Genomic DNA, 19,093 nt, shown 5'->3' on the forward strand with positions numbered 1-19,093 from the left:
AAAGCACCTTAATATACAGAAGTCGATAATGATTATCAATACTAATTAAAGGGGTTACATCAGGATGAAACGTAAGCTATTTATTTTATTTACTATTATGCTCGTTGTTCTTTCTATCGTTGGCTGTTCTTCTCAAAAAGAAGAATCGAAGGCAAAAGAACAACCGAAAACAAAAGTTGTAAAACATGCTAAAGGTGAAGCTACAATTCCAGTAAATCCAAAGAGAATTGTTGACTTATCTGGATCAACAGAAGAACTATTACTTCTTGGACACAAACCTGTTGGTACAGCAAATACATATAAAGATAAAATCCAAAATCACTTAACAGACAAGTTAGATGGAGTAAAAGCAGTAGGTTGGTACTGGGCACCTAAAGTTGATTTAGAAGCTGTTACTGCTTTAAAACCAGACTTAATTATTTTAAACAACCGTCAATTAAAAATTTATGATCAACTAGAAAAGGTTGCACCTACAGTTGTTCTAGAAACAAACTTAGAAGACTGGCGTGGTAAGTTTAAAGAAGTAGGTAAGCTATTTGACGAAGAGAAGAAAGCAGACAAATGGATTGCAGACTACGATAAGAAAGCAGACTCTTTATCTAAAAAAATTAAAGAGAAAACAAAAGATGAGAACTTTATGTTCGTTGCAGTTACACCACAAAACTTCCGTGTATACGGTAGCTTCGGATACGGTGACATCATCTTTAATGACTTAAAACTTCCAGCAACAAAAGGTACGGATTTAAAACAAACGATGGCGCAAGTATCACTAGAAGGTCTAGTTGCATTCCAGCCTGACCAAATGTTTATTGTAAACTTCGGCGGCGAAGCTGATAAAGTTTACGAAGACTACAAAAACAGTGCCGTTTGGAAAGACAATAAAGCAGTTAAAAATAATCACGTATATGAAGTATCAAATGAAGTCTTCAATACGAAAGCATTCAATCCAATCGGAAAAGATATGCTAATTGATGAAATCGCAAAAGAAATTTTAGCTAAAAACAAATAAGAAAAAAAGCAGCTCACCATGAGCTGCTTTTTTTCTTACTTTGAACTGCGTATTGCTTCATTTTTTCAATCGTCTTCACAAAACCTTCTTTTGATTTAATACGAATGCCACGTTTCAATTTCGCACGTTCATAGCTCTCAAGCTTTTTCATATCAATTTGAAAGAAAGAATGGATCGCATTATCACTTTTCGGTACACCTTTGAAAATTTGTAATATCCCTTCCTCTGAAACACCAAAATACCCGCTCGTTTTCAATAACGGAGAAATATCATCAACTTTCTTTTGCAATACAATTTGTACATCATCACGATCAACGAGCTGCCATTCTTTATACTGCTGTAAAAACTTTTCTAAATCCGTCACTTTTTCTGTAAGTATTTCTTCGCTTACTTCGCCATCAACATACATACGCTCTAATAAAATTGTAACCTCAGGTTCTTTTTTCGTTACTTCTGGTACTGGCCCTTCCGCCTTCACATTCGTTCCATAAACGAAACAAAACATCATAACGAAAGCTTGCATCGCAATCAGTATCCATTTCATTTCCGTTCACCTCTTTTAGGCAAGATCATACTTTCATTAGTAGTTTTTCCGGAAATGGGGGTTTTATCCATATTACATTTCTTTCGAAAAATAAAAAATGCAGACAAGGGTTTACCTCATCTGCATGTATCATTTACTTTTATATAAAATGAAAGACGCCTGCAAAGCAGGCGTCTTGATGCGTTTACGGCGAGAGACCAGGCGACCACATTCGCGTGTTTAGCACTTAAGCATATCTCTCGTCTTACGTAAATTAGCTCATCGCTTTGCTAATATAACATTAATAAAGTATAAGTGCAACATGTTTATAAAAATATTTTATTTCCTCTTTCATCCAAATTATTTTATGTAAATTATAAATTGATAATTGCAATATATATGTTACAATTAATGTGACAGCGAAATCATAATAAGCAGGGGATGAATATTATGAAAAAAATAAAGGATGAACGCCTCATTCTTCAAATGTTAAAAAACATACGTATTGTCTTTCTTTTTCAATACATTGGCGTAGTTGGAATTTTAGGCTATATCGGATTCACTGAAGGCATTGATCAAATTACGAAATCTCCATTGTGGCTATTATTTATGTTTACAAGTATTTTACTTGCTTATTTACAGTTAAGTGTTTCAATCGATGTAGAAGAAGGCGAAAAGGAAATACAGTTAACTCCTTATTACAAACTTGTCTTCCGCTCCCTTATTGTAGGAATCGTTATGGCTATTATTTATATTATTTTCAGTCCAGAAAGACCACTGTTTGAAGCTATTTTAACAGGTAGTATTCTTTTCATATGCTTTTTAGTTTCTTACTCCGTTAGTTATTTTATTAAAAAACGTCGTTTACAAGACAACGATGAATAAAGAGGAAGGGCTCACCCTTCCTCTTTTGTTTTGTTATCGCACTGTACCAGTTAAACCGTAACGAATGTCTCGGAACATATTCACTATGTCACGATTAAAATCGTTTGTAACTGTACCGTTACGTAGACGCGTACTCATTGCATCGACACGAGTAAACATATCATTTCTTACAGAAACATATACGTTTCTGTTTCCAACTTCATTTGCAACAGCTTGACGAATTTCGTTAGCCATCGCCGTTTCATTTGTCACTGTGTTACGTGGTTTTACCGCAATCGCTACATCGTTTCCATATACAACTGTAGACACACGGTCTACGTTATTCATACGTTTCACACGATTTGTTATTCTTTCAGCTGTTTTACCATCATTGTTAATGTATGAATTGTTCATTGTAATATTACGAGTTGGATGCGGATTAGCAATTTGTCCATTGTAATTTACATCTCGATAATAATTGTATCCTGTATCGTTACGACCATTTCTATATGTTACATAATCTGTATAACGATCATTACGCGTCACATTATCACGATACTGGTGTGTATCATTATAAGATGTACGCTCGTAATTGTAGTTACGTCCATCCATTGCATTGTTTTTTGGTGTACCACATGCAGCTAATGCACTAGTAACTAACAAAGAAGCAGCAATCACTTTTACTTTCGTATTCAATACAAAAACCCCCTCTGTTAGAATGAGCTTCTCTACTGAAAAGCTCCCTCTTATGATGAGTAACAGAGAAGGTTTTTACACTGTTAATATTTCACTAGGAATTTTCTAGCACTTCATAAAAAAACTTCATTTTCTTAATTAACAGGAATGTAAAAAAGGCGGGAATACTCCCGCCTTTTTAAACTTCTTCTTCGTCCTCTTCTTCTGAAACGGGCTCTCCAAATACATTTGGTGGATCTGGTTGATAATACATCGTTCCTGGCTGTGGTGCATATGCAGACTGAGTTGGTTGATAATATAAAGGATTCGCATATTGCGGACCGCCTGGTTGTGGACTATATAGTCTACTTTCTCCTCCGCATCCACAATCTTCCTCACCCTGCACAAGCGGCGGCATATTATTATTATCCATTGGCATCATATTCGGATTTGGCATAGACGTATATTGCGGTCCAAACGGCGCTCCTTGCTGATATGGCATTTGATATGGATTTTGTTGTTGATAATACGGATTCGGCGGCATCATGGGCTGTTGATACGGCATTTGATACGGCATCATATTGGGTGGTTGATTGTTATCCATAATTGGCATCATATTCGGCATTTGATTGTTATCCATAATTGGCATTATATTCGGCATTTGGTTGTTATCCATAATTGGCATTATATTCGGCGGTTGGTTGTTATCCATAATCGGCATCATATTCGGCATTTGATTATTATCCATAATTGGCATCATATTCGGCATTTGATTGTTATCCATAATTGGCATCATATTCGGCATTTGATTGTTATCCATAATTGGCATTATATTCGGCATTTGATTGTTATCCATAATTGGCATTATATTCGGCATTTGATTGTTATCCATGATTGGCATTATATTCGGTGGCTGGTTGTTATCCATGATTGGCATTTGAATATTTGGCATTTGAATATTTGGCGGTATGACTTGTGGAATAACTACATTTTCTTTCGATACATTTGGCGATACTATATTCCCTACGTTTTCTTTCTTCACTTGTGGTGACACTATATTCCCTACATTTTCTTTTTTCACTTGCGGTGACACTATATTCCCTACATTTTCTTTTTTCACTTGCGGTGACACTATATTCCCTACATTTTCTTTTTTCACTTGCGGTGACACTATATTTCCTACATTTTCTTTCTTCACTTGTGGCGATATTATATTCCCTACATTTTCTTTCTTCACTTGCGGCGACACTATATTCCCTACATTTTCTTTCTTCACTTGCGGCGATACTATATTGTTTTTTTTCGTTTGCGGAGAAATGATATTGTTAGGTTTCATTTTACTAATTTGAGGAGCAATTAACTCGCTTCCTTTTTTTATTACATCTGAAATTTTATATTCTTTTTTCGGTTTTATTGGTGGTTGTGGCGGCTGCGGTAATACATTTACCGAAAACTTCGTGTTTTCTTTTTCCGCCGGTTTTTGTTTTTCTATCACAGGTGGTTTTTGAATAACAGACGGTTTTTCAACTGGTTTTTCTTTTTGAATTGGCTGTTCTTTTTGCACCTCTTTTTGCGGTTTCACCTGTACTTCTTTTTGTGGCTTTACCTGCATCTCCTTCTGTGGTTTCACCTGTACTTCTTTTTGCGGCTTTACCTGCATCTCCTTCTGCGGTTTTACTTGCACTTCTTTTTGTGTTTGTTGCATAGCTGGCTGCTGTGTAATTGGTGCTGATTGATACGTAACTTCTTCTTCATCTTCTATTCCAAGCGGAGTTGGTGTTGCTGCAAATTCTTTTTGCTGCACTTCTTTTACGTATTGCTTTGGAGGCGCTGAACCTGCTCCAGCCTGTTGTTTCATGTGAACACTCTTGGATGGCACTTTAATTTTCATACCTGGCATAATTAAATCTGGATTACTAAGTTGTGTATTTGTTTTTTTCAACGTGTCAAAATCCACTCCGTACTTTTTCGCAATTTTCCAAAGGGTATCCCCTTTTTGCACGATATGAATTTTCAAATTTTCCCCCTCCTGTATAACTTATCTATAAGTAACAAATCTCATGAAGTAACTCTTTCTAAATAACATTAACTTCTTTTCACTTTTATCACTTCTTCGATTTTCAATATCATTCGAAGCGGAATAAGCATAAAGAACCACAATGATTTCTTCAAAACAATGTATGCCCATTTCGTTCCCGTTATGATTATATGTATGAAAAAAAGCAACGAGAATACCGTTGCTTTACACACGCTCTAACATACGATTTAATGCAAAAACCGCTTCTGTCGTTACTTGTTTATCTACGCTAATAACGTTAATTTCTTCTCCTCTTTCTATCGTTTCAAGTGCCCATAATAAGTGAGGCAGATCAATTCGGTTCATCGTTAAGCACGGACACATAAATGGATTAAGTGAAACAATTTCTTTATCTGGATGTTGCTGAATAATTCGGTTCACTAAATTCATTTCTGTACCAATCGCCCATTTGCTACCAGATGGCGCTGATTCAATCATATCAATAATATATTTCGTTGAGCCTGCATAATCTGAAGCAGCTACAACTTCATAGCAACATTCTGGATGTACAATAATATTCATATCAGGATGATTTTTTCGTACGCTCTCAATGTTCTTCACTGTAAAATTTTGATGAACAGAACAATGCCCTTTCCATAAAATCACTTGAATTTCTTCTATATCCCCATCGTACTCTAATGAATCTGTGTGTGGGTCCCATACTGCCATTTTATCTAACGGGATACCTAAATCGTACGCTGTATTTCTCCCTAAATGTTGGTCTGGTAAAAAGACAAGACGTTCTTTTTGAGTAAACGCCCAAGATACCATTTGCTTTGCATTAGAAGATGTTACTGTTGCTCCTCCGTTACGACCACAAAACGCTTTAATTGCAGCTGTAGAGTTCACATATGTTAACGGAATCATCGTATCTCCAAATAATTTCGTGAGCTCTTTCCATGCTCTTTCTGTTTGTTCAATATCTGCCATATCCGCCATCGAACAACCTGCACGCATATCTGGTAAGATGACAACTTGATCATCTGTCGTTAACATATCTGCTGTTTCCGCCATAAAGTGCACCCCGCAAAACACAATATATTTTGCGTCTTTATTGCTCGCTGCAACTTGCGCAAGCTGAAGTGAATCCCCTGCTGCATCTGAAAATTGTACCACTTCATCTTTTTGATAATGATGCCCTGGAATGAATAACATTTTCCCCATTTTCTCTTTAATTTCACGAACACGCTTTTCCATATCTTCCGTTGACATCGTGTAATAACGCTCTGGTAACATCGTTTCAATTGGCTGTACTTGTTCTAAAATACTCATATACGTTTCTCCCCTCTAAGCCACTTTCCTTATCCTTCAATATTGAAACTAATATCAAGTGCTTTCACTGAATGTGTTAACGCTCCAAGTGAAATATAATCTACCCCTGTTTTTCCGTATTTCGGTAAATCTTCAATTGTGATGCCCCCTGAAGCTTCTGTAACGATAGCGCTTGGTACAATTTTTGAAAACTCCCGGATTTCATCTGGCGTACGATTATCGAACATAATAATATCAGCACCAGCAGCAACAGCCTCTCTCACCTGTTCCTCAGTTTCTGTTTCTACTTCTACTTTCACCATATGTCCTAACTTCTCTTTCACTGATGTAACAGCTTTTGTAATAGAACCAGCAAACGCAATATGATTGTCTTTAATCATGACACCATCATATAAACCGAAGCGATGATTAAATCCACCGCCGCACACGACTGCATGCTTATCAAACATACGTAGTCCTGGCATCGTTTTTCGCGTATCACAAATGCGAGTATGACTGCTATCTAAAGCAAGAACCGCTTTACGCGTCATCGTCGCTATTCCGCTCATACGCTGAATAACATTTAATATAACGCGCTCTGCTGTTAATAACGATGCAATTGGACCTTGCACAGTTGCAATGATTTCGCCTTTTTCTACAAGGTCCCCATCTTTTTTATGAAGCTCTACTTCAATTCTCTCATCAATTAATTTAAATCCTGATTCAATTACTAAACGTCCTGCAAAGACCCCTGTATCCTTCGCAAGAAACGTTCCTTTCGAAAGCAAGTTATCTGGAAAAATAAGCTGAGATGTTACATCTCTTTCCCCTATATCTTCTAAAAAAAATCGATTTAATGCTTCTTTAACTTTTATCGTGTTCATAAAGCCCCTCTTCCCCTCATCACACAAGTTGTCGTTTTCTCTTTACTCGAACAATCTCTTTCTTTCCTATATTTCTATCTGGATAATCACTCCGGTAATGCCCGCCAATACTTTCTTCTCTTTGCAAGGCTGACACAACTATAAGCTCACAAACCGTTAACATATTAATAAGCGTTATCTCTTCATTCGTAAGAACATCATGTTGTAATATCATATTTCGAACACCATACTTACTAAGCCATCTCTTCGCATAAGATAAACTTTGCTCTGTTCGCACAATCCCAACATATTTCATCATGCATTTTTGTATTTCTTCTTTCGTCGGTAAATGATTCAGAACGATAAACTTTGCTTCCTTTTCGGCTAGCATGTTCACCTTTTCTTTTGTCTCTCTAGATAAAATGTGTCGTCCGATTCTTTTTCCAAACACAAGACCTTCTAATAATGAATTACTCGCTAATCTATTTGCACCATGAACCCCGTTACAAGCTACTTCACCGACTGCGTATAAGTTCGGAATAGACGTCTCTCCATCACAGTTCGTTTTCACGCCGCCCATGTGAAAATGAGTACCAGGCACGACTGGAATACGTTTTTTATTTATATCGACTCCATTTGTTTTACATATCGATGACACGGTCGGAAAGCGTTGTTCAAAGTTTTGAATCATTTCGATGTTTAAGTACACTTTTTCACCCGCAAGTAGCTGTTCATGAATAGCCCTTGCGACTACATCACGAGGCGCTAAATCCTGTTCGGAATGTATATCCATCATAAAACGCTGCCCTTTTCCATTTATAAGGACAGCTCCTTCTCCGCGAACAGCTTCGGACACAAGACCAGAACAACGCCCACCCGCGTATAACATCGTCGGATGAAATTGTATAAACTCTAAATCTACAAGCTCTCCGCCTGCACGGTACACCATTGCAAGTCCATCGCCTGTAATCGTCTCATCATTAGAAGTAAAGGCGTATAAACCGCCAATACCGCCTGAAGCTAACACCGTATAATCTGCATTGTAACGTTTCAATTCTCCTTTATTGTTGCGAGTTAAAGCCCCAACACATTTATCTTTTTCTATAATAAAATCGAGCACCATTTCCTGTTCCACTACCGTAACGTATGGAGCTACTTCTTGAATAAGATGCTCTAATAAATTCTTTCCTGTTGCATCGCCACCTGCATGTAAAATACGACGTTTTCGATGCGCTCCTTCTTTTCCAAGATGAGGACCTGTTTCATCTCCATCAAATTTCATTCCATTTTCAATAAGGTTATTAATTTCTTTCGGTCCTTCCTCGACTAAATAACGGACCACTTCTTCATTGTTATAATGACACCCTGCTACTAGCGTATCTTCAAAATGATCATTAGGATTGTCGTATGTAGCTACCGCTGCGGCAATTCCACCTTGAGCTAAATGTGTATTATTATTACGTTTCGTCTCCTTTGTGATAATAATCACATTCTTTTCGTGACAAATCTCTTTTGCAACACGAAGTGCCGCAACGCCACTTCCAATAATTAAGACATCTGCGCTTGGCATAATTGTTGCCTCCTACTTTACACTTTTCAACTGTCTTGACACCTATATTTACATAGTTTTAAAATAATGACAAGAGTTTTTTTATAATTCTTATTTTCACTACCATTTAAAAAGTAAAAGAAATGTAACTCTTACTAGAGAGAGGAACTTACATGATGATATATCTTGACTATGCAGCTACTACACCTATGAGCGAGGAAGCGTTACAAACATATATGAAAGCAGCATCGCAATACTTCGGAAATGAACAAAGTTTACATGATATTGGAGGAACGGCTTCTTCTTTATTACAAGTTTGCCGAAAAACATTTGCGGAAATGATTGGAGGAAAAGAACAAGGAATATTTTTCACAAGTGGTGGATCGGAATCGAACTATCTTGCAATCCAATCACTTCTAAATGCCCGAAATAAGAAGCATATTATTACGACACCTATGGAACATGCATCCATTCGAAGTTATTTTCAATCCCTAAAATCAAAAGGCTATACGATCACTGAAATTCCTGTTGATAAAAATGGACTCATTTGTTTAGTAGATTTAGAGGCAGCTATTACGGAAGATACTGTGCTAGCAAGTATACAGCATGGAAACTCTGAAATCGGAACCGTTCAAGACATTACAGAAATCGGGGCACTTTTAAAAAAATATAATGTTTTATTTCATACGGATTGTGTGCAAACGTTTGGTAAACTGCCTATCCATGTTTTTGAGATGGGGATTGATAGTCTTTCTGTTTCAGCACATAAAATATACGGACCAAAAGGTGTCGGCGCTTGCTACATAAATCCGCAAACTCGCTGGGAACAAGTATTTCCAGGAACTTCTCACGAAAAAGGATTTCGCCCAGGTACAGTGAACGTTCCCGGCATCGCATCTTTTTTAACAGCTGCTGAAAATATATTAAAAACTCAATGGGAAGAAAGTTTACGTTTTAAAGAGTTACGATCCTACTTTTTAGAGCAAATACAAACACTTCCGCTAGAAATTGAAGTAGAAGGTCATTCTACTTCTTGTTTACCACATATTGTTGGGGTTACAATAAAAGGAATAGAAGGTCAATATACTATGCTAGAATGTAATCGCCATGGTATCGCCATTTCCACCGGAAGTGCTTGCCAAGTCGGTAAACAAGAACCTTCGAAAACTATGCTTGCAATTGGAAAAACGTATGAAGAGGCAAAACAATATGTCCGCTTCTCTTTCGGACAACAAACAACGAAAGATCAAATTGATACTACTATTCATGCACTACACACAATTGGAAATCAATTTTATAGAGGTGTTAAATCATAATGAAACAAAATGAACAAAAAAAGATTTTAGGTGAAGAAAGACGACAGCTTATCCTCCAGTGGCTTCTTGCTGCAAATGAACCGTTATCGGGGAATGAACTATCGAAAAAGACGAACGTAAGTAGACAAGTTATCGTGCAAGATATTTCCTTGCTTAAAGCACGAAACGAACCAATTATTGCAACTGCTCAAGGCTATTTATATTTAAAGCCACAAGAGAAACAACAAACTTTTGAACGCGTAATCGTATGCCAGCACAAACCAGCAGAAGTACGTCAAGAACTTACAATGCTTGTTGACCACGGCGTTACGATTAAAGACGTAAAAGTTGAGCATCCTGTATACGGTGACTTAACAGCATCCATTATGGTAAGCAATCGCTTTGATGTAGAGCAATATTTACAAAAAATCGAAAACACAAACGCTTCCTATCTATCGCAACTAACAGATGGTATTCACTTACATACAATTGAAGCAGATTCTAAAGAGAAGTTAGATGCTGCTTGCGAAGCTTTAGATAAAGCAGGATTTCTCGTTTATTAATGTAAAGCACAGAGTTTTTATCATTCTCTGTGCTTTTTTAATGCTATAATATTGTAATCAATCGTAAAGGAGATCAAATATGGGAATTGAACTCGTTCACTTTAGCATTGGGAAACCGAAACAAATGAAATATAGCGAAGATAAAGAAATGATTACCGGTATATGTAAAGAACTTACCGAAGAAGCTTTCCTATCAAAAGATGGCTTCCTTGGTGATGATGTAGCAGATTTAAAACACCACGGTGGACCTGATCGCGCAGTTTGTGTGTACTCACACGAGCATTACGCACTATGGGAAAAAGAATTTCAAACAACACTTCCAGCTTCCGCATTTGGCGAAAACATTACCGTAACAAATATGTTAGAGCATGATGTTTGCATCGGAGATACATACAAATTAGGTGAAGCGATTATTCAAGTGACACAAGCGCGCGTACCTTGTAGCACAATTTCAAAACGCCTTGGCATCCCTGGCATACTGCCGCGTATTGTAGCAACTGGATTTACTGGCTACCTATGCCGCGTTCTTCAAGAAGGTACTGTACGTAAAGATTCAAAAATTACATTACTAGAACGTCCATCAAGCAATGTTTCTGTTTTATTCTCTAACGAAATTTATTTTCATAATAGAAAAGATAAAGATGGCATCGAGAAGATTCTTGCTGTTCCAGAACTAGCTGATATTTGGCGTGGTCAATTAGAAGATCGTCTTGCGAAGTTGAAATAAAGTGAAACTTTAATCAGTGGGGGTTTTGTTCATTCCCCACTGATTATCAGCCCGATCCCCTCATAACTTCTTCACTTTCGCTGAATTTTGAGGTGGGGCTCTTACTGCCCGGCAAATAGCGGGATAAAGAATCCCACCTTCTGCAGGTGGGATTTTATTAATCTATTAAAAAATATATTAGGCAATGAAATGATATTGACGATTAAACAAATACCAACATTCCATCTACATCTTACAACCAATAAGAAGAATAACTCCCCAGCACAGTAACAGAAAAACCGAGTGCTTCAAGTTCCATCGTTACGCCTGGCAATAATACGTCATCGTATGCTTTATCGACATCGATTAAGAAAAAGTAATTTCCAAGACCTGTTTTCATCGGACGCGATTCGATTTTTGATAAGTTTAATTTTCTCCATGCGAAAGCTGATAACACTTGATATAGGGCACCTGCATAATCTGCAGGTAACGTTATCATAAGCGTCGTTTTCTCTCCGCGGTTCTCTCCATTATTCGGGAGTACTGCTTTCTTTTTCTTATGGAGTACTAAGAAACGTGTGTGATTATTTTTATGCGTATGAATACTACGTCTCACAATTGTTAATCCGTATTTTTCTGCAGCCGCTTCATTTGCAATAGCGGCAATTTTCTCTTCAGGATGTTCTTTCACATATTGTGCAGCAGCACTTGTAGATGTCATATCTCGAACAGTTACTCCTTTTAATTCTTCATTTAAAAATTTATGGCACTGTGCAATGGCATGCGGATGAGAATGCACTGCATATACTTCATCCCACACTTCTGCATACTGCGGATGTACAAGTAAATGCTGCTGAATTGGTACTGTAATTTCTCCTACAATGGAAAGCGGCTGCTCATGTACAAGGTAATCAACCGTTATATTCACTGAACCTTCTATTGCATTTTCTAACGGTACAACTGCGAAGTCTACATTTTCATTTGCAGCTGCATCTATACAATCTGGAATCGTTCGATACGGTACATGCTCTGCTTCCGGAAAAAAACGACTCACCGCCATATTTGTAAATGTTGCTTCTGGTCCTAAATATCCTACTCGAATCATCGTCTTTTCCCCTCTTTTTCGTTTTCTTACTGTTATACCATACTTTTTTATATTCTTCTATGTAAATTTCGAATATTTAAAAAAGACTAGCATTCGCTAGTCTAAATGTTTCTTATACTCTCTTTGAGCGAAGAAGAAATAAATGATACATGCTGCGATATAAAACAGAATGAACAAACCTACTTTTCTTAATGATCCATCCATAAAAAGCGTATTATGAAACGTATATAATGCAACTGCACTATGCATACTCCCTACTATAATTGGCGCAAAAAATAGCATACATAATTGCCAACGAGAAATTTTCCATACTTCTTCCTTCGTCATTCCAAGTTTAGAGAGTGCACCATACTGCTTTCGGTCCGATGCAATATTATGGAACCATTTAAAATACACGATACTACATGAAGTGAGAAAGAATAATATACTAATAAATGAGCCTACAAATAGAGTAATATCGCCGCCTTCTTTCATATTTACATACAACTCCATATTGCTTCGAAATGCATTATTATTATCTTGTTTTATATGTCTCCGTAAATCTTCATTTAATTTCTTCGTATTTTCTATATTTGATAATGTGTAGCCTCTATATATCATTTTTTCAGAATCAGGAACCTGATTTGCTATACTGTCAAAATCTTCATCATTCATAACGAAGAACAGACCATTAATGTACGAAGGGTGATGGTTAAATTGAACCCCTTCTTTCTGACCGTTAAATACGAATTGATATGGTTGATTCATTACTTGCAATTGAATCTCTTTTTGATTATACACATTCGAATTATTGTATTTATTATAATAAACGAGTGTCACTGTACCTTTTTTAGGACGATACGTTTTCTGTTTTTGTTTCCTTGCTTCTTGGTTATATTCACTTTCTTTTATAAGCGGTACTATTGTTGTTTCTCCCTTATTAGACTGAAAGGATGCATAAACTCCAACAAAACTCATATATTGAAAATCATCATACTCATATTGATGCAGTAATTTTTCAACCGCACCTTCCTCAAAGACTTCATAAGTAGAAATACCTTTTTCTATGTACGAAAACGAGTGTACCCCTCCAGTTCGCCACATATCTTGCATGCTAGAAAAATATAAGAACACCGTACCTGTTGCTGTAACTACAAACGTCGTTGCCATAGACATCAGAAAGAAAAAGCGACCATTTTCCTTCATTCGATGTGACAATTGATTCACTATAAATAAATACGGATATGTATACATAATCTTTTTATTTCGCTTTATCATTTCTAACACTTGGGTAGCTCCATGTGTAAAAGAAAAGTACGTTCCAAAAAAGACAAGTATAGACACAGGGAAAAAGTATATTGCTATCGTAGTCATCGTCACTTGTAGCGCCAACGCATACCCGCCCACTAAACAAGCAAAACCGAATAAACAAAGCCACTTTGATGTTTTCTTCTCTTTTTTATCTGTTCGAAATTCTTTCAATAACCGAATGATTTTTATATTCCATATACGTAAAGCACTTATAAAAGATAACAAAATAAAAACAACCATATATGTAATAAATGTTACACCAATCGCCCTTACGTCAAATATGACAGAGAGTTCTTTCGGAAGCCCCAGTAACATACTAAATACCATAAAAAAGAGTTTTAAAAATATCATACCGAGCACAATACCGAAAATATTCGCGAAGACCCCGATTAAAATTTGTTCGGTCATAATCATTCCTATTACGTTAGATTTCGTTGCTCCCATTAACATATATAACCCTAATTCTTTCTTACGTGCTTCTATGAAAATAGAAGTAGAGTACAAAATAAATATGACGAAAAAAGAAATGATTATAACATTACATATGATAAGTCCCCAACGTACGTTTTGATACCACACCGTCTCTTGCATATACGGATGCACAATGACAGACATATATGCGTAAGAAGCAAATATTGCAAAACAACTACTTAAGAAAAACACTTTATAATTACGCCAATTCCCTTTTATATTTTGCAGCGCTAGTTGCCAAATGTTCATCTATCGTCCTCCTGTAACTTACTACATAGGCAAAAAGCTAGAGGTTCCCCTAGCTTTTTACGTGTTTTAAATATCCTCTTTGCGCGATCATAAAGTAAATGGCAGAAGCTAAAATGTATGCTCCAATTACAAGCGCACCTGATTTCCATAAATCAATATAAAGCATTTTCCCTAACGTATGAAGAGCAACTCCACTATGAATGGAACCGATTAAAATTGGGATAAAGAAGATAACTCCCATTTGTCGAATCGCAATTTTGCGAATTTCTTTATCTGTCATACCGATTCTCTTTAACGATTTAAATTGAATACGATCTTGTTCTTTATCGTTAAACCATTTAAAGTATGTCATACTACAAGCGAAGAAGAAGAACAGTACCGCTACGAAGAAACCGATGAACATTGTAATTGCTCCACCTTCTCTTATATCCTTATACGCAAACACTGAATTTCTCAATTCTCCTTGCTTTTCTGGTGCAATTTCATTTTTCAAATCTAATACAAGATTTTCTGTATTTTTCCAATCCTCGATATAATAACCGTAATATTTCGTCTTTTCTTCATCTGGTACGAGTTTTTCATATTTCTCAAAATCTTGATCATTTACAATAAGATATTCACTATCATTAAAAACAGAATACTGCGTTGGATTATTTAATTGAACAGACTGCTTTTGCCCGTTAATTGTAAATTCATACGGTTTCGTACGATCTATCTTCATCAGTTCATTTGACATATCAACCATAACCATCGTTGCACTACCTGGTGCATTATGAACTTCTGTAGGTTGCTCTCCCTTTTGTTTGCGCACTTCTGCATTATATTCTTTTTCTGAAATAATCGTCATCGGTACTTCATGTTCACTATTAAACAACGTTATTTTCTGTGTTGCCGGTAGTTTAACGTAGGTTACTTTTCGCGCATCTTCAAACCCGTGTCTCTTCACAAGCTCCTGTACCTTTTCTTCATTAATAAGATTATGCGTATTTAACCCCTTTTCCTCATATGAAATAGCATGTGGTGTAAGTTCTACCGTTTTCGCACTCATATTTTCAAAATATACGTACAGTGTACCTACTGCTGAAGATACTACCGCCGTAATAATAGAAATTACAAATAGAAAACGAGCATTATCTTTCATTTTATAAATAAGATTGCTAAGAACAAACATATTTGGATACGTATAGAAAGATTGCTTTCTTTTTTGTAATGCTTTTAATACAACTGTACTACCTTGTGTAAATAATAAATACGTTCCGCCAATTGTCAGTCCTACCACCGGTAAAAAGAGGATGAGGAAATTCAGAAACGTTACTTGGAAGCTAAGTACATATGCAGCAATAATACATCCTATACCAACTACACATAACCATGTAAATGCAAACGGCTCTACTTTTTGCTTTCTAGCTTCTCTTAATAAATCAATAATTTGCAAGCGTCCTACTGTCCAAACACTAAACAATGATAGGATTAAAAATAGGATAAAGTATACGCCAGCTGTAATAAGAACTGCTTTACTATTCCAAACAAGTGGAAGTGTCTTATCTATTTTCAATAATACGCTTAACGCTTGGAAAAATAATTTTGAACAAAGCATTCCAATCCCAACACCAATTACAATTGCAATACTACCTAACATCAGTTGCTCTAATATAATCATTCGGCCGAGCTGCGATTTCGTTCCGCCTATTAATGTTAGTAGACCAAACTCTTTTTTTCTTGCTCGTAAAAACGTTGAATTTGCATATAAAATAAAGAGTGCCGAGAAGATGACCACAATATAATTCATCGATTCTAATCCTTTTGTGATCATCTTTCTCATACTAATATTACCGCTTACGACATCTGGATGATAAATAAAAGAAGCATACATGAAAAATACGACAATCGATAAACAACTGCTAATAAGAAACGCTTTATAGTTACGCCAATTTCCTTTTACGTTATTAAACGCGAGCTGGCGAAAGTTCATGATATTCTCCTCCTAGCATCGCAAGTACGTCCAGAATTTCTTGGAAAAAGGCTTGTTTCGTTCTACCTTTATGTATTTCCGAGAAAATTTCCCCATCGCGTATGAAAAGGATACGTTCACAATAACTAGCCGCTACTGGATCGTGCGTAACCATTGCAATCGTTACTTTCTTTTGCTCGTGTAAATCTTGCAGAGCGCCCATTAGCGATTTCGCTGACTTCGAGTCTAAGTTTCCAGTTGGCTCATCTGCTAAAATTAACGTCGGTTCATGAATGATTGCTCTCGCTGCTGCTGCACGTTGTTGTTGTCCCCCAGATACTTCGTATACTTTTTTATTTAAAATTTCTTCGATGTTTAAAAACTTCGCAATTTCCAGTACTTTCGCATCGATTTCATTTACAGATTTCTTCGCCATTACAAGTGGTAAAATAATATTTTCTTTAATGGATAACGTATCAAGTAAATTAAAATCTTGAAAGATGAACCCTAAATGTGTACGGCGAAACTCCGCTAATTTTGCAGCACGCATTTGATTAATTTCTTCACCATTTACAAGCACATGACCTGAAGTTTGCTTATCAATTGTTGCTAATAAATTTAAAAGCGTCGTTTTCCCGCTTCCTGAAGGACCCATAATCCCTACAAATTCGCCTTCTTCTATTTTAAAATTTATATCGTTTAAAGCAGTCGTCGCTACTGAACCTTTTGATTGGTACACCTTCGTTAATCCTTTTACTTCAAGAACACTCATTTCTAATCCCCCTACGTGTTTTCTTCTTACATTTACTATAAGAAAAATAAGAAAAAGAAACGAGTGATTTCCCTTACAAAACGTTTTGTTATCTTACAGTTTTGTCATTTTTCTCATCAATGTATGATATTCTTCATCTTTTGCAAATTGGAACGTGAATGTTGTCCCTTCTCCTTCAGCCGATTGGACATACATTCCATGATGTAAATTATCGCAAATTTCCTTCGTAATATATAAACCCATTCCAGTCGCTTCTCTCGTTTTACGGCCATTTACCCCCGTAAAGAATGGATCAAATATGCGCTTTACATCTTGCTCTGGAATACCGATTCCATTGTCCTTAATATGTAATAACACCTTTTGGTCTTTCTCTTCAATTTGAAATTGAATTTCTTTTTTCTCTGCCGCTGAAATTTTTGTATACTTAATTGCGTTTACAACAATTTGACCTATAGCAATACTTAGCCATTTTCTATCAGAGGCAACCATACAAGTATCTTCTTCAAACATCACTTTCGGAAATACAGACGATTGAATGAAGGATTTCCGATTTTCATTAATAATACCTCGCACGACATCTATAACATTTACTACTTCTACCTTATAATCTTTCGCAAACTGCTCTAGTCTTGCCATATGTAACGCTAAATCTAAACCATTTAGTATACGGTTATTTTCTTCACGAATACTTTCAACTGTTGCTCTTGCCTCACGATGCTCTTTGCCAAACTTTTGCAGCAATAATTCAATAACAGATACTGGTGTTTTCATTTGGTGAATCCATTGGTTCATAAATATCATTTGCTGTTGCTCTTTCGCATGCTGTTTATGAACTTCATTCATATATTGCTGTCTTAATAACGTAAAAGATTCAACGACCATTTCTTGCTCTGATGTATAAGATTCATCAATAAGTAAAGAGTCATGTAATGTATTTCCACCAGTAACATACTTTTCGATCCTCTTTAAAAACACACTCCGTTTTCGGTAATCGTAAATGAGGTATACAGTAAACACAACTGTTCCTAATAAAAGTCCATATAACCACGTACTCCAATCAATGGATTTCTTTTCTAAAAGACTTTGCAACTGCAAAACAAATCCAAATAAACAAAGGCTAACAATATAAGAAAGTATTAAAGAAAAGCGGTCCATGAGGTAATTTTTAACCTTCATGCCCTTCGCCCCACTCTGTAAGAAGCGCATAACCATATCCACGTTTCGTTACAATTGCATTTTTAATGCCTAGCTCTTCTAGTTTCTTCCTTACACGTTTTACATTTACGGTTAATGTATTATCATCCACAAATGCTACTTCATCCCATAGAGCTTCTAACAGTTCTTCACGCGTTACATATTGATTCACCTGTTTCATTAAACACTCTAATAAGTAAAACTCATTTTTTGTCAGTTCAGTTTGTTGTCCCTGCCACTCAACGATATGCTGGGACGGGAATAACAACAGTCCATTTACACCTAAACAATCACTCTCAGCAGCAGAGGCATACTCTCCATAGCCACGGCGAAGCGCACTCTTCACCTTTGCCATTACGATATCTAAATGGAATGGCTTCGTAATATAATCATCGCCGCCATTTTCAATCGCCATTACTTGATCCATTTCCCCTGTTCTTGCAGAAACAAAAATAATCGGCGCATTCGATACAGTACGAATTTGACGACACCAATAAAAACCATCAAAGTACGGTAAATTAATATCAAGTAACACAAGATGAGGATTTATTTTTACAAACTCATCTTTTATATGACGTAAATCACTTGCTCTAAATGATTGATAGCCATACCTTTCTAAATGCTCCTCTAATATTCCCGCAATTTTCTCATCGTCTTCTACAATTAATATTTTATACATGTTCTTT

At 36.3% G+C, this 19,093-nt stretch carries 16 protein-coding genes and 1 pseudogene; 5 read left to right on the forward strand and 12 right to left on the reverse strand.

What is annotated here, in order from left to right; genetic code table 11:
• Positions 1-64 precede the first annotated feature (64 nt).
• Complete coding sequence (locus GBN91_RS03280; RefSeq protein ID WP_000823606.1) at positions 65-1,009, forward strand: iron-hydroxamate ABC transporter substrate-binding protein; 945 nt, start codon at positions 65-67, stop codon at positions 1,007-1,009.
• 13 nt (positions 1,010-1,022) lie between these two features.
• Here the strand turns inward: GBN91_RS03280 and GBN91_RS03285 are convergent, their stop codons facing one another.
• Positions 1,023-1,553 (reverse strand): BofC C-terminal domain-containing protein, encoded by a 531-nt coding sequence (locus GBN91_RS03285; protein WP_000871192.1) that lies wholly within the window; start codon positions 1,551-1,553, stop codon positions 1,023-1,025.
• Positions 1,554-1,982: 429 nt separating this feature from the next.
• On the opposite strand from GBN91_RS03285, the gene GBN91_RS03290 reads away from it, so the two are divergent.
• Complete coding sequence (locus GBN91_RS03290) at positions 1,983-2,417, forward strand: hypothetical protein (protein WP_006926728.1); 435 nt, start codon at positions 1,983-1,985, stop codon at positions 2,415-2,417.
• 33 nt (positions 2,418-2,450) lie between these two features.
• Here the strand turns inward: GBN91_RS03290 and GBN91_RS03295 are convergent, their stop codons facing one another.
• The 5 genes and pseudogenes from GBN91_RS03295 to nadB form a co-directional block, all read right to left on the reverse strand.
• Entirely contained in the window at positions 2,451-3,092 is a 642-nt protein-coding gene (locus GBN91_RS03295) for a YhcN/YlaJ family sporulation lipoprotein (protein WP_001093542.1), read from the reverse strand.
• Between the two features lie 1,839 nt (positions 3,093-4,931).
• Positions 4,932-5,088: pseudogene (gene safA, locus GBN91_RS29650) on the reverse strand (SafA/ExsA family spore coat assembly protein); the annotation flags it as partial.
• Between the two features lie 225 nt (positions 5,089-5,313).
• Positions 5,314-6,420, reverse strand: coding sequence for a quinolinate synthase NadA (gene nadA / locus GBN91_RS03305; RefSeq protein ID WP_006927543.1), 1,107 nt, complete (start codon positions 6,418-6,420; stop codon positions 5,314-5,316).
• Between the two features lie 29 nt (positions 6,421-6,449).
• Positions 6,450-7,283 (reverse strand): carboxylating nicotinate-nucleotide diphosphorylase, encoded by an 834-nt coding sequence (gene nadC / locus GBN91_RS03310; RefSeq protein ID WP_001092227.1) that lies wholly within the window; start codon positions 7,281-7,283, stop codon positions 6,450-6,452.
• Between the two features lie 19 nt (positions 7,284-7,302).
• Positions 7,303-8,832 carry an L-aspartate oxidase gene (gene nadB / locus GBN91_RS03315; RefSeq protein ID WP_001138532.1) on the reverse strand — a complete coding sequence of 510 codons (1,530 nt, stop codon included), beginning with the start codon at positions 8,830-8,832 and terminating at the stop codon, positions 7,303-7,305.
• A gap of 152 nt (positions 8,833-8,984) precedes the next feature.
• Here nadB and GBN91_RS03320 point away from each other — a divergent pair, with 152 nt between their 5' ends.
• The 3 genes from GBN91_RS03320 (at position 8,985) to GBN91_RS03330 (ending at position 11,396) form a co-directional block, all read left to right on the forward strand.
• A complete protein-coding gene (locus tag GBN91_RS03320) occupies positions 8,985-10,127 on the forward strand; it encodes an IscS subfamily cysteine desulfurase (RefSeq protein WP_152121251.1) in 1,143 nt (380 codons plus the stop codon).
• Positions 10,127-10,669, forward strand: coding sequence for a transcription repressor NadR (locus GBN91_RS03325; RefSeq protein ID WP_000812275.1), 543 nt, complete (start codon positions 10,127-10,129; stop codon positions 10,667-10,669). The genes GBN91_RS03320 and GBN91_RS03325 overlap by 1 nt, the downstream gene beginning before the upstream one ends.
• Positions 10,670-10,748: 79 nt before the next feature.
• The gene (locus tag GBN91_RS03330; RefSeq protein WP_000510698.1) at positions 10,749-11,396 is read left to right on the forward strand and encodes an MOSC domain-containing protein; all 648 of its coding nucleotides are present in this window, start codon (positions 10,749-10,751) and stop codon (positions 11,394-11,396) included.
• 232 nt (positions 11,397-11,628) lie between these two features.
• Here the strand turns inward: GBN91_RS03330 and pheA are convergent, their stop codons facing one another.
• The 6 genes from pheA to GBN91_RS03360 form a co-directional block, all read right to left on the reverse strand.
• Entirely contained in the window at positions 11,629-12,480 is an 852-nt protein-coding gene (gene pheA, locus GBN91_RS03335) for a prephenate dehydratase (protein WP_000621701.1), read from the reverse strand.
• 96 nt (positions 12,481-12,576) lie between these two features.
• Entirely contained in the window at positions 12,577-14,490 is a 1,914-nt protein-coding gene (locus GBN91_RS03340; protein ID WP_149215098.1) for an ABC transporter permease, read from the reverse strand.
• Positions 14,491-14,539: 49 nt separating this feature from the next.
• Entirely contained in the window at positions 14,540-16,462 is a 1,923-nt protein-coding gene (locus GBN91_RS03345; RefSeq protein WP_152121252.1) for an ABC transporter permease, read from the reverse strand.
• Positions 16,437-17,213 (reverse strand): ABC transporter ATP-binding protein, encoded by a 777-nt coding sequence (locus GBN91_RS03350; protein WP_088024440.1) that lies wholly within the window; start codon positions 17,211-17,213, stop codon positions 16,437-16,439. Before GBN91_RS03350 ends, GBN91_RS03345 begins: the two co-directional genes overlap by 26 nt.
• Positions 17,214-17,306: 93 nt before the next feature.
• Entirely contained in the window at positions 17,307-18,389 is a 1,083-nt protein-coding gene (locus GBN91_RS03355; protein ID WP_152121253.1) for a HAMP domain-containing histidine kinase, read from the reverse strand.
• Positions 18,379-19,086, reverse strand: a complete 708-nt coding sequence (locus GBN91_RS03360) for a response regulator transcription factor (protein ID WP_002082113.1) — start codon at positions 19,084-19,086, stop codon at positions 18,379-18,381. The genes GBN91_RS03355 and GBN91_RS03360 overlap by 11 nt, the downstream gene beginning before the upstream one ends.
• Between the last annotated feature and the right edge of the window lie 7 nt (positions 19,087-19,093).

It is taken from the genome of Bacillus sp. B1-WWTP-T-0.5-Post-4 (genome assembly GCF_009183795.1).
Classification (GTDB): Bacteria; Bacillota; Bacilli; order Bacillales; family Bacillaceae_G; genus Bacillus_A; species Bacillus_A cereus.

Excerpts from the sequence above, each read along its gene's own strand:
- GBN91_RS03360 (WP_002082113.1), bottom strand. The coding sequence starts at position 19,086 with ATGTATAAAATATTAATTGTAGAAGACGATGAGAAAATTGCGGGAATA.
- GBN91_RS03340 (WP_149215098.1), bottom strand. The coding sequence starts at position 14,490 with ATGAACATTTGGCAACTAGCGCTGCAAAATATAAAAGGGAATTGGCGT.
- GBN91_RS03285 (WP_000871192.1), bottom strand. The coding sequence starts at position 1,553 with ATGAAATGGATACTGATTGCGATGCAAGCTTTCGTTATGATGTTTTGT.
- nadB (WP_001138532.1), bottom strand. The coding sequence starts at position 8,832 with ATGCCAAGCGCAGATGTCTTAATTATTGGAAGTGGCGTTGCGGCACTT.
- GBN91_RS03320 (WP_152121251.1), top strand. The coding sequence starts at position 8,985 with ATGATGATATATCTTGACTATGCAGCTACTACACCTATGAGCGAGGAA.
- GBN91_RS03350 (WP_088024440.1), bottom strand. The coding sequence starts at position 17,213 with ATGAGTGTTCTTGAAGTAAAAGGATTAACGAAGGTGTACCAATCAAAA.
- GBN91_RS03325 (WP_000812275.1), top strand. The coding sequence starts at position 10,127 with ATGAAACAAAATGAACAAAAAAAGATTTTAGGTGAAGAAAGACGACAG.
- pheA (WP_000621701.1), bottom strand. The coding sequence starts at position 12,480 with ATGATTCGAGTAGGATATTTAGGACCAGAAGCAACATTTACAAATATG.
- GBN91_RS03330 (WP_000510698.1), top strand. The coding sequence starts at position 10,749 with ATGGGAATTGAACTCGTTCACTTTAGCATTGGGAAACCGAAACAAATG.
- nadC (WP_001092227.1), bottom strand. The coding sequence starts at position 7,283 with ATGAACACGATAAAAGTTAAAGAAGCATTAAATCGATTTTTTTTAGAA.
- nadA (WP_006927543.1), bottom strand. The coding sequence starts at position 6,420 with ATGAGTATTTTAGAACAAGTACAGCCAATTGAAACGATGTTACCAGAG.
- GBN91_RS03355 (WP_152121253.1), bottom strand. The coding sequence starts at position 18,389 with ATGAAGGTTAAAAATTACCTCATGGACCGCTTTTCTTTAATACTTTCT.
- GBN91_RS03345 (WP_152121252.1), bottom strand. The coding sequence starts at position 16,462 with ATGAACTTTCGCCAGCTCGCGTTTAATAACGTAAAAGGAAATTGGCGT.
- GBN91_RS03280 (WP_000823606.1), top strand. The coding sequence starts at position 65 with ATGAAACGTAAGCTATTTATTTTATTTACTATTATGCTCGTTGTTCTT.
- GBN91_RS03290 (WP_006926728.1), top strand. The coding sequence starts at position 1,983 with ATGAAAAAAATAAAGGATGAACGCCTCATTCTTCAAATGTTAAAAAAC.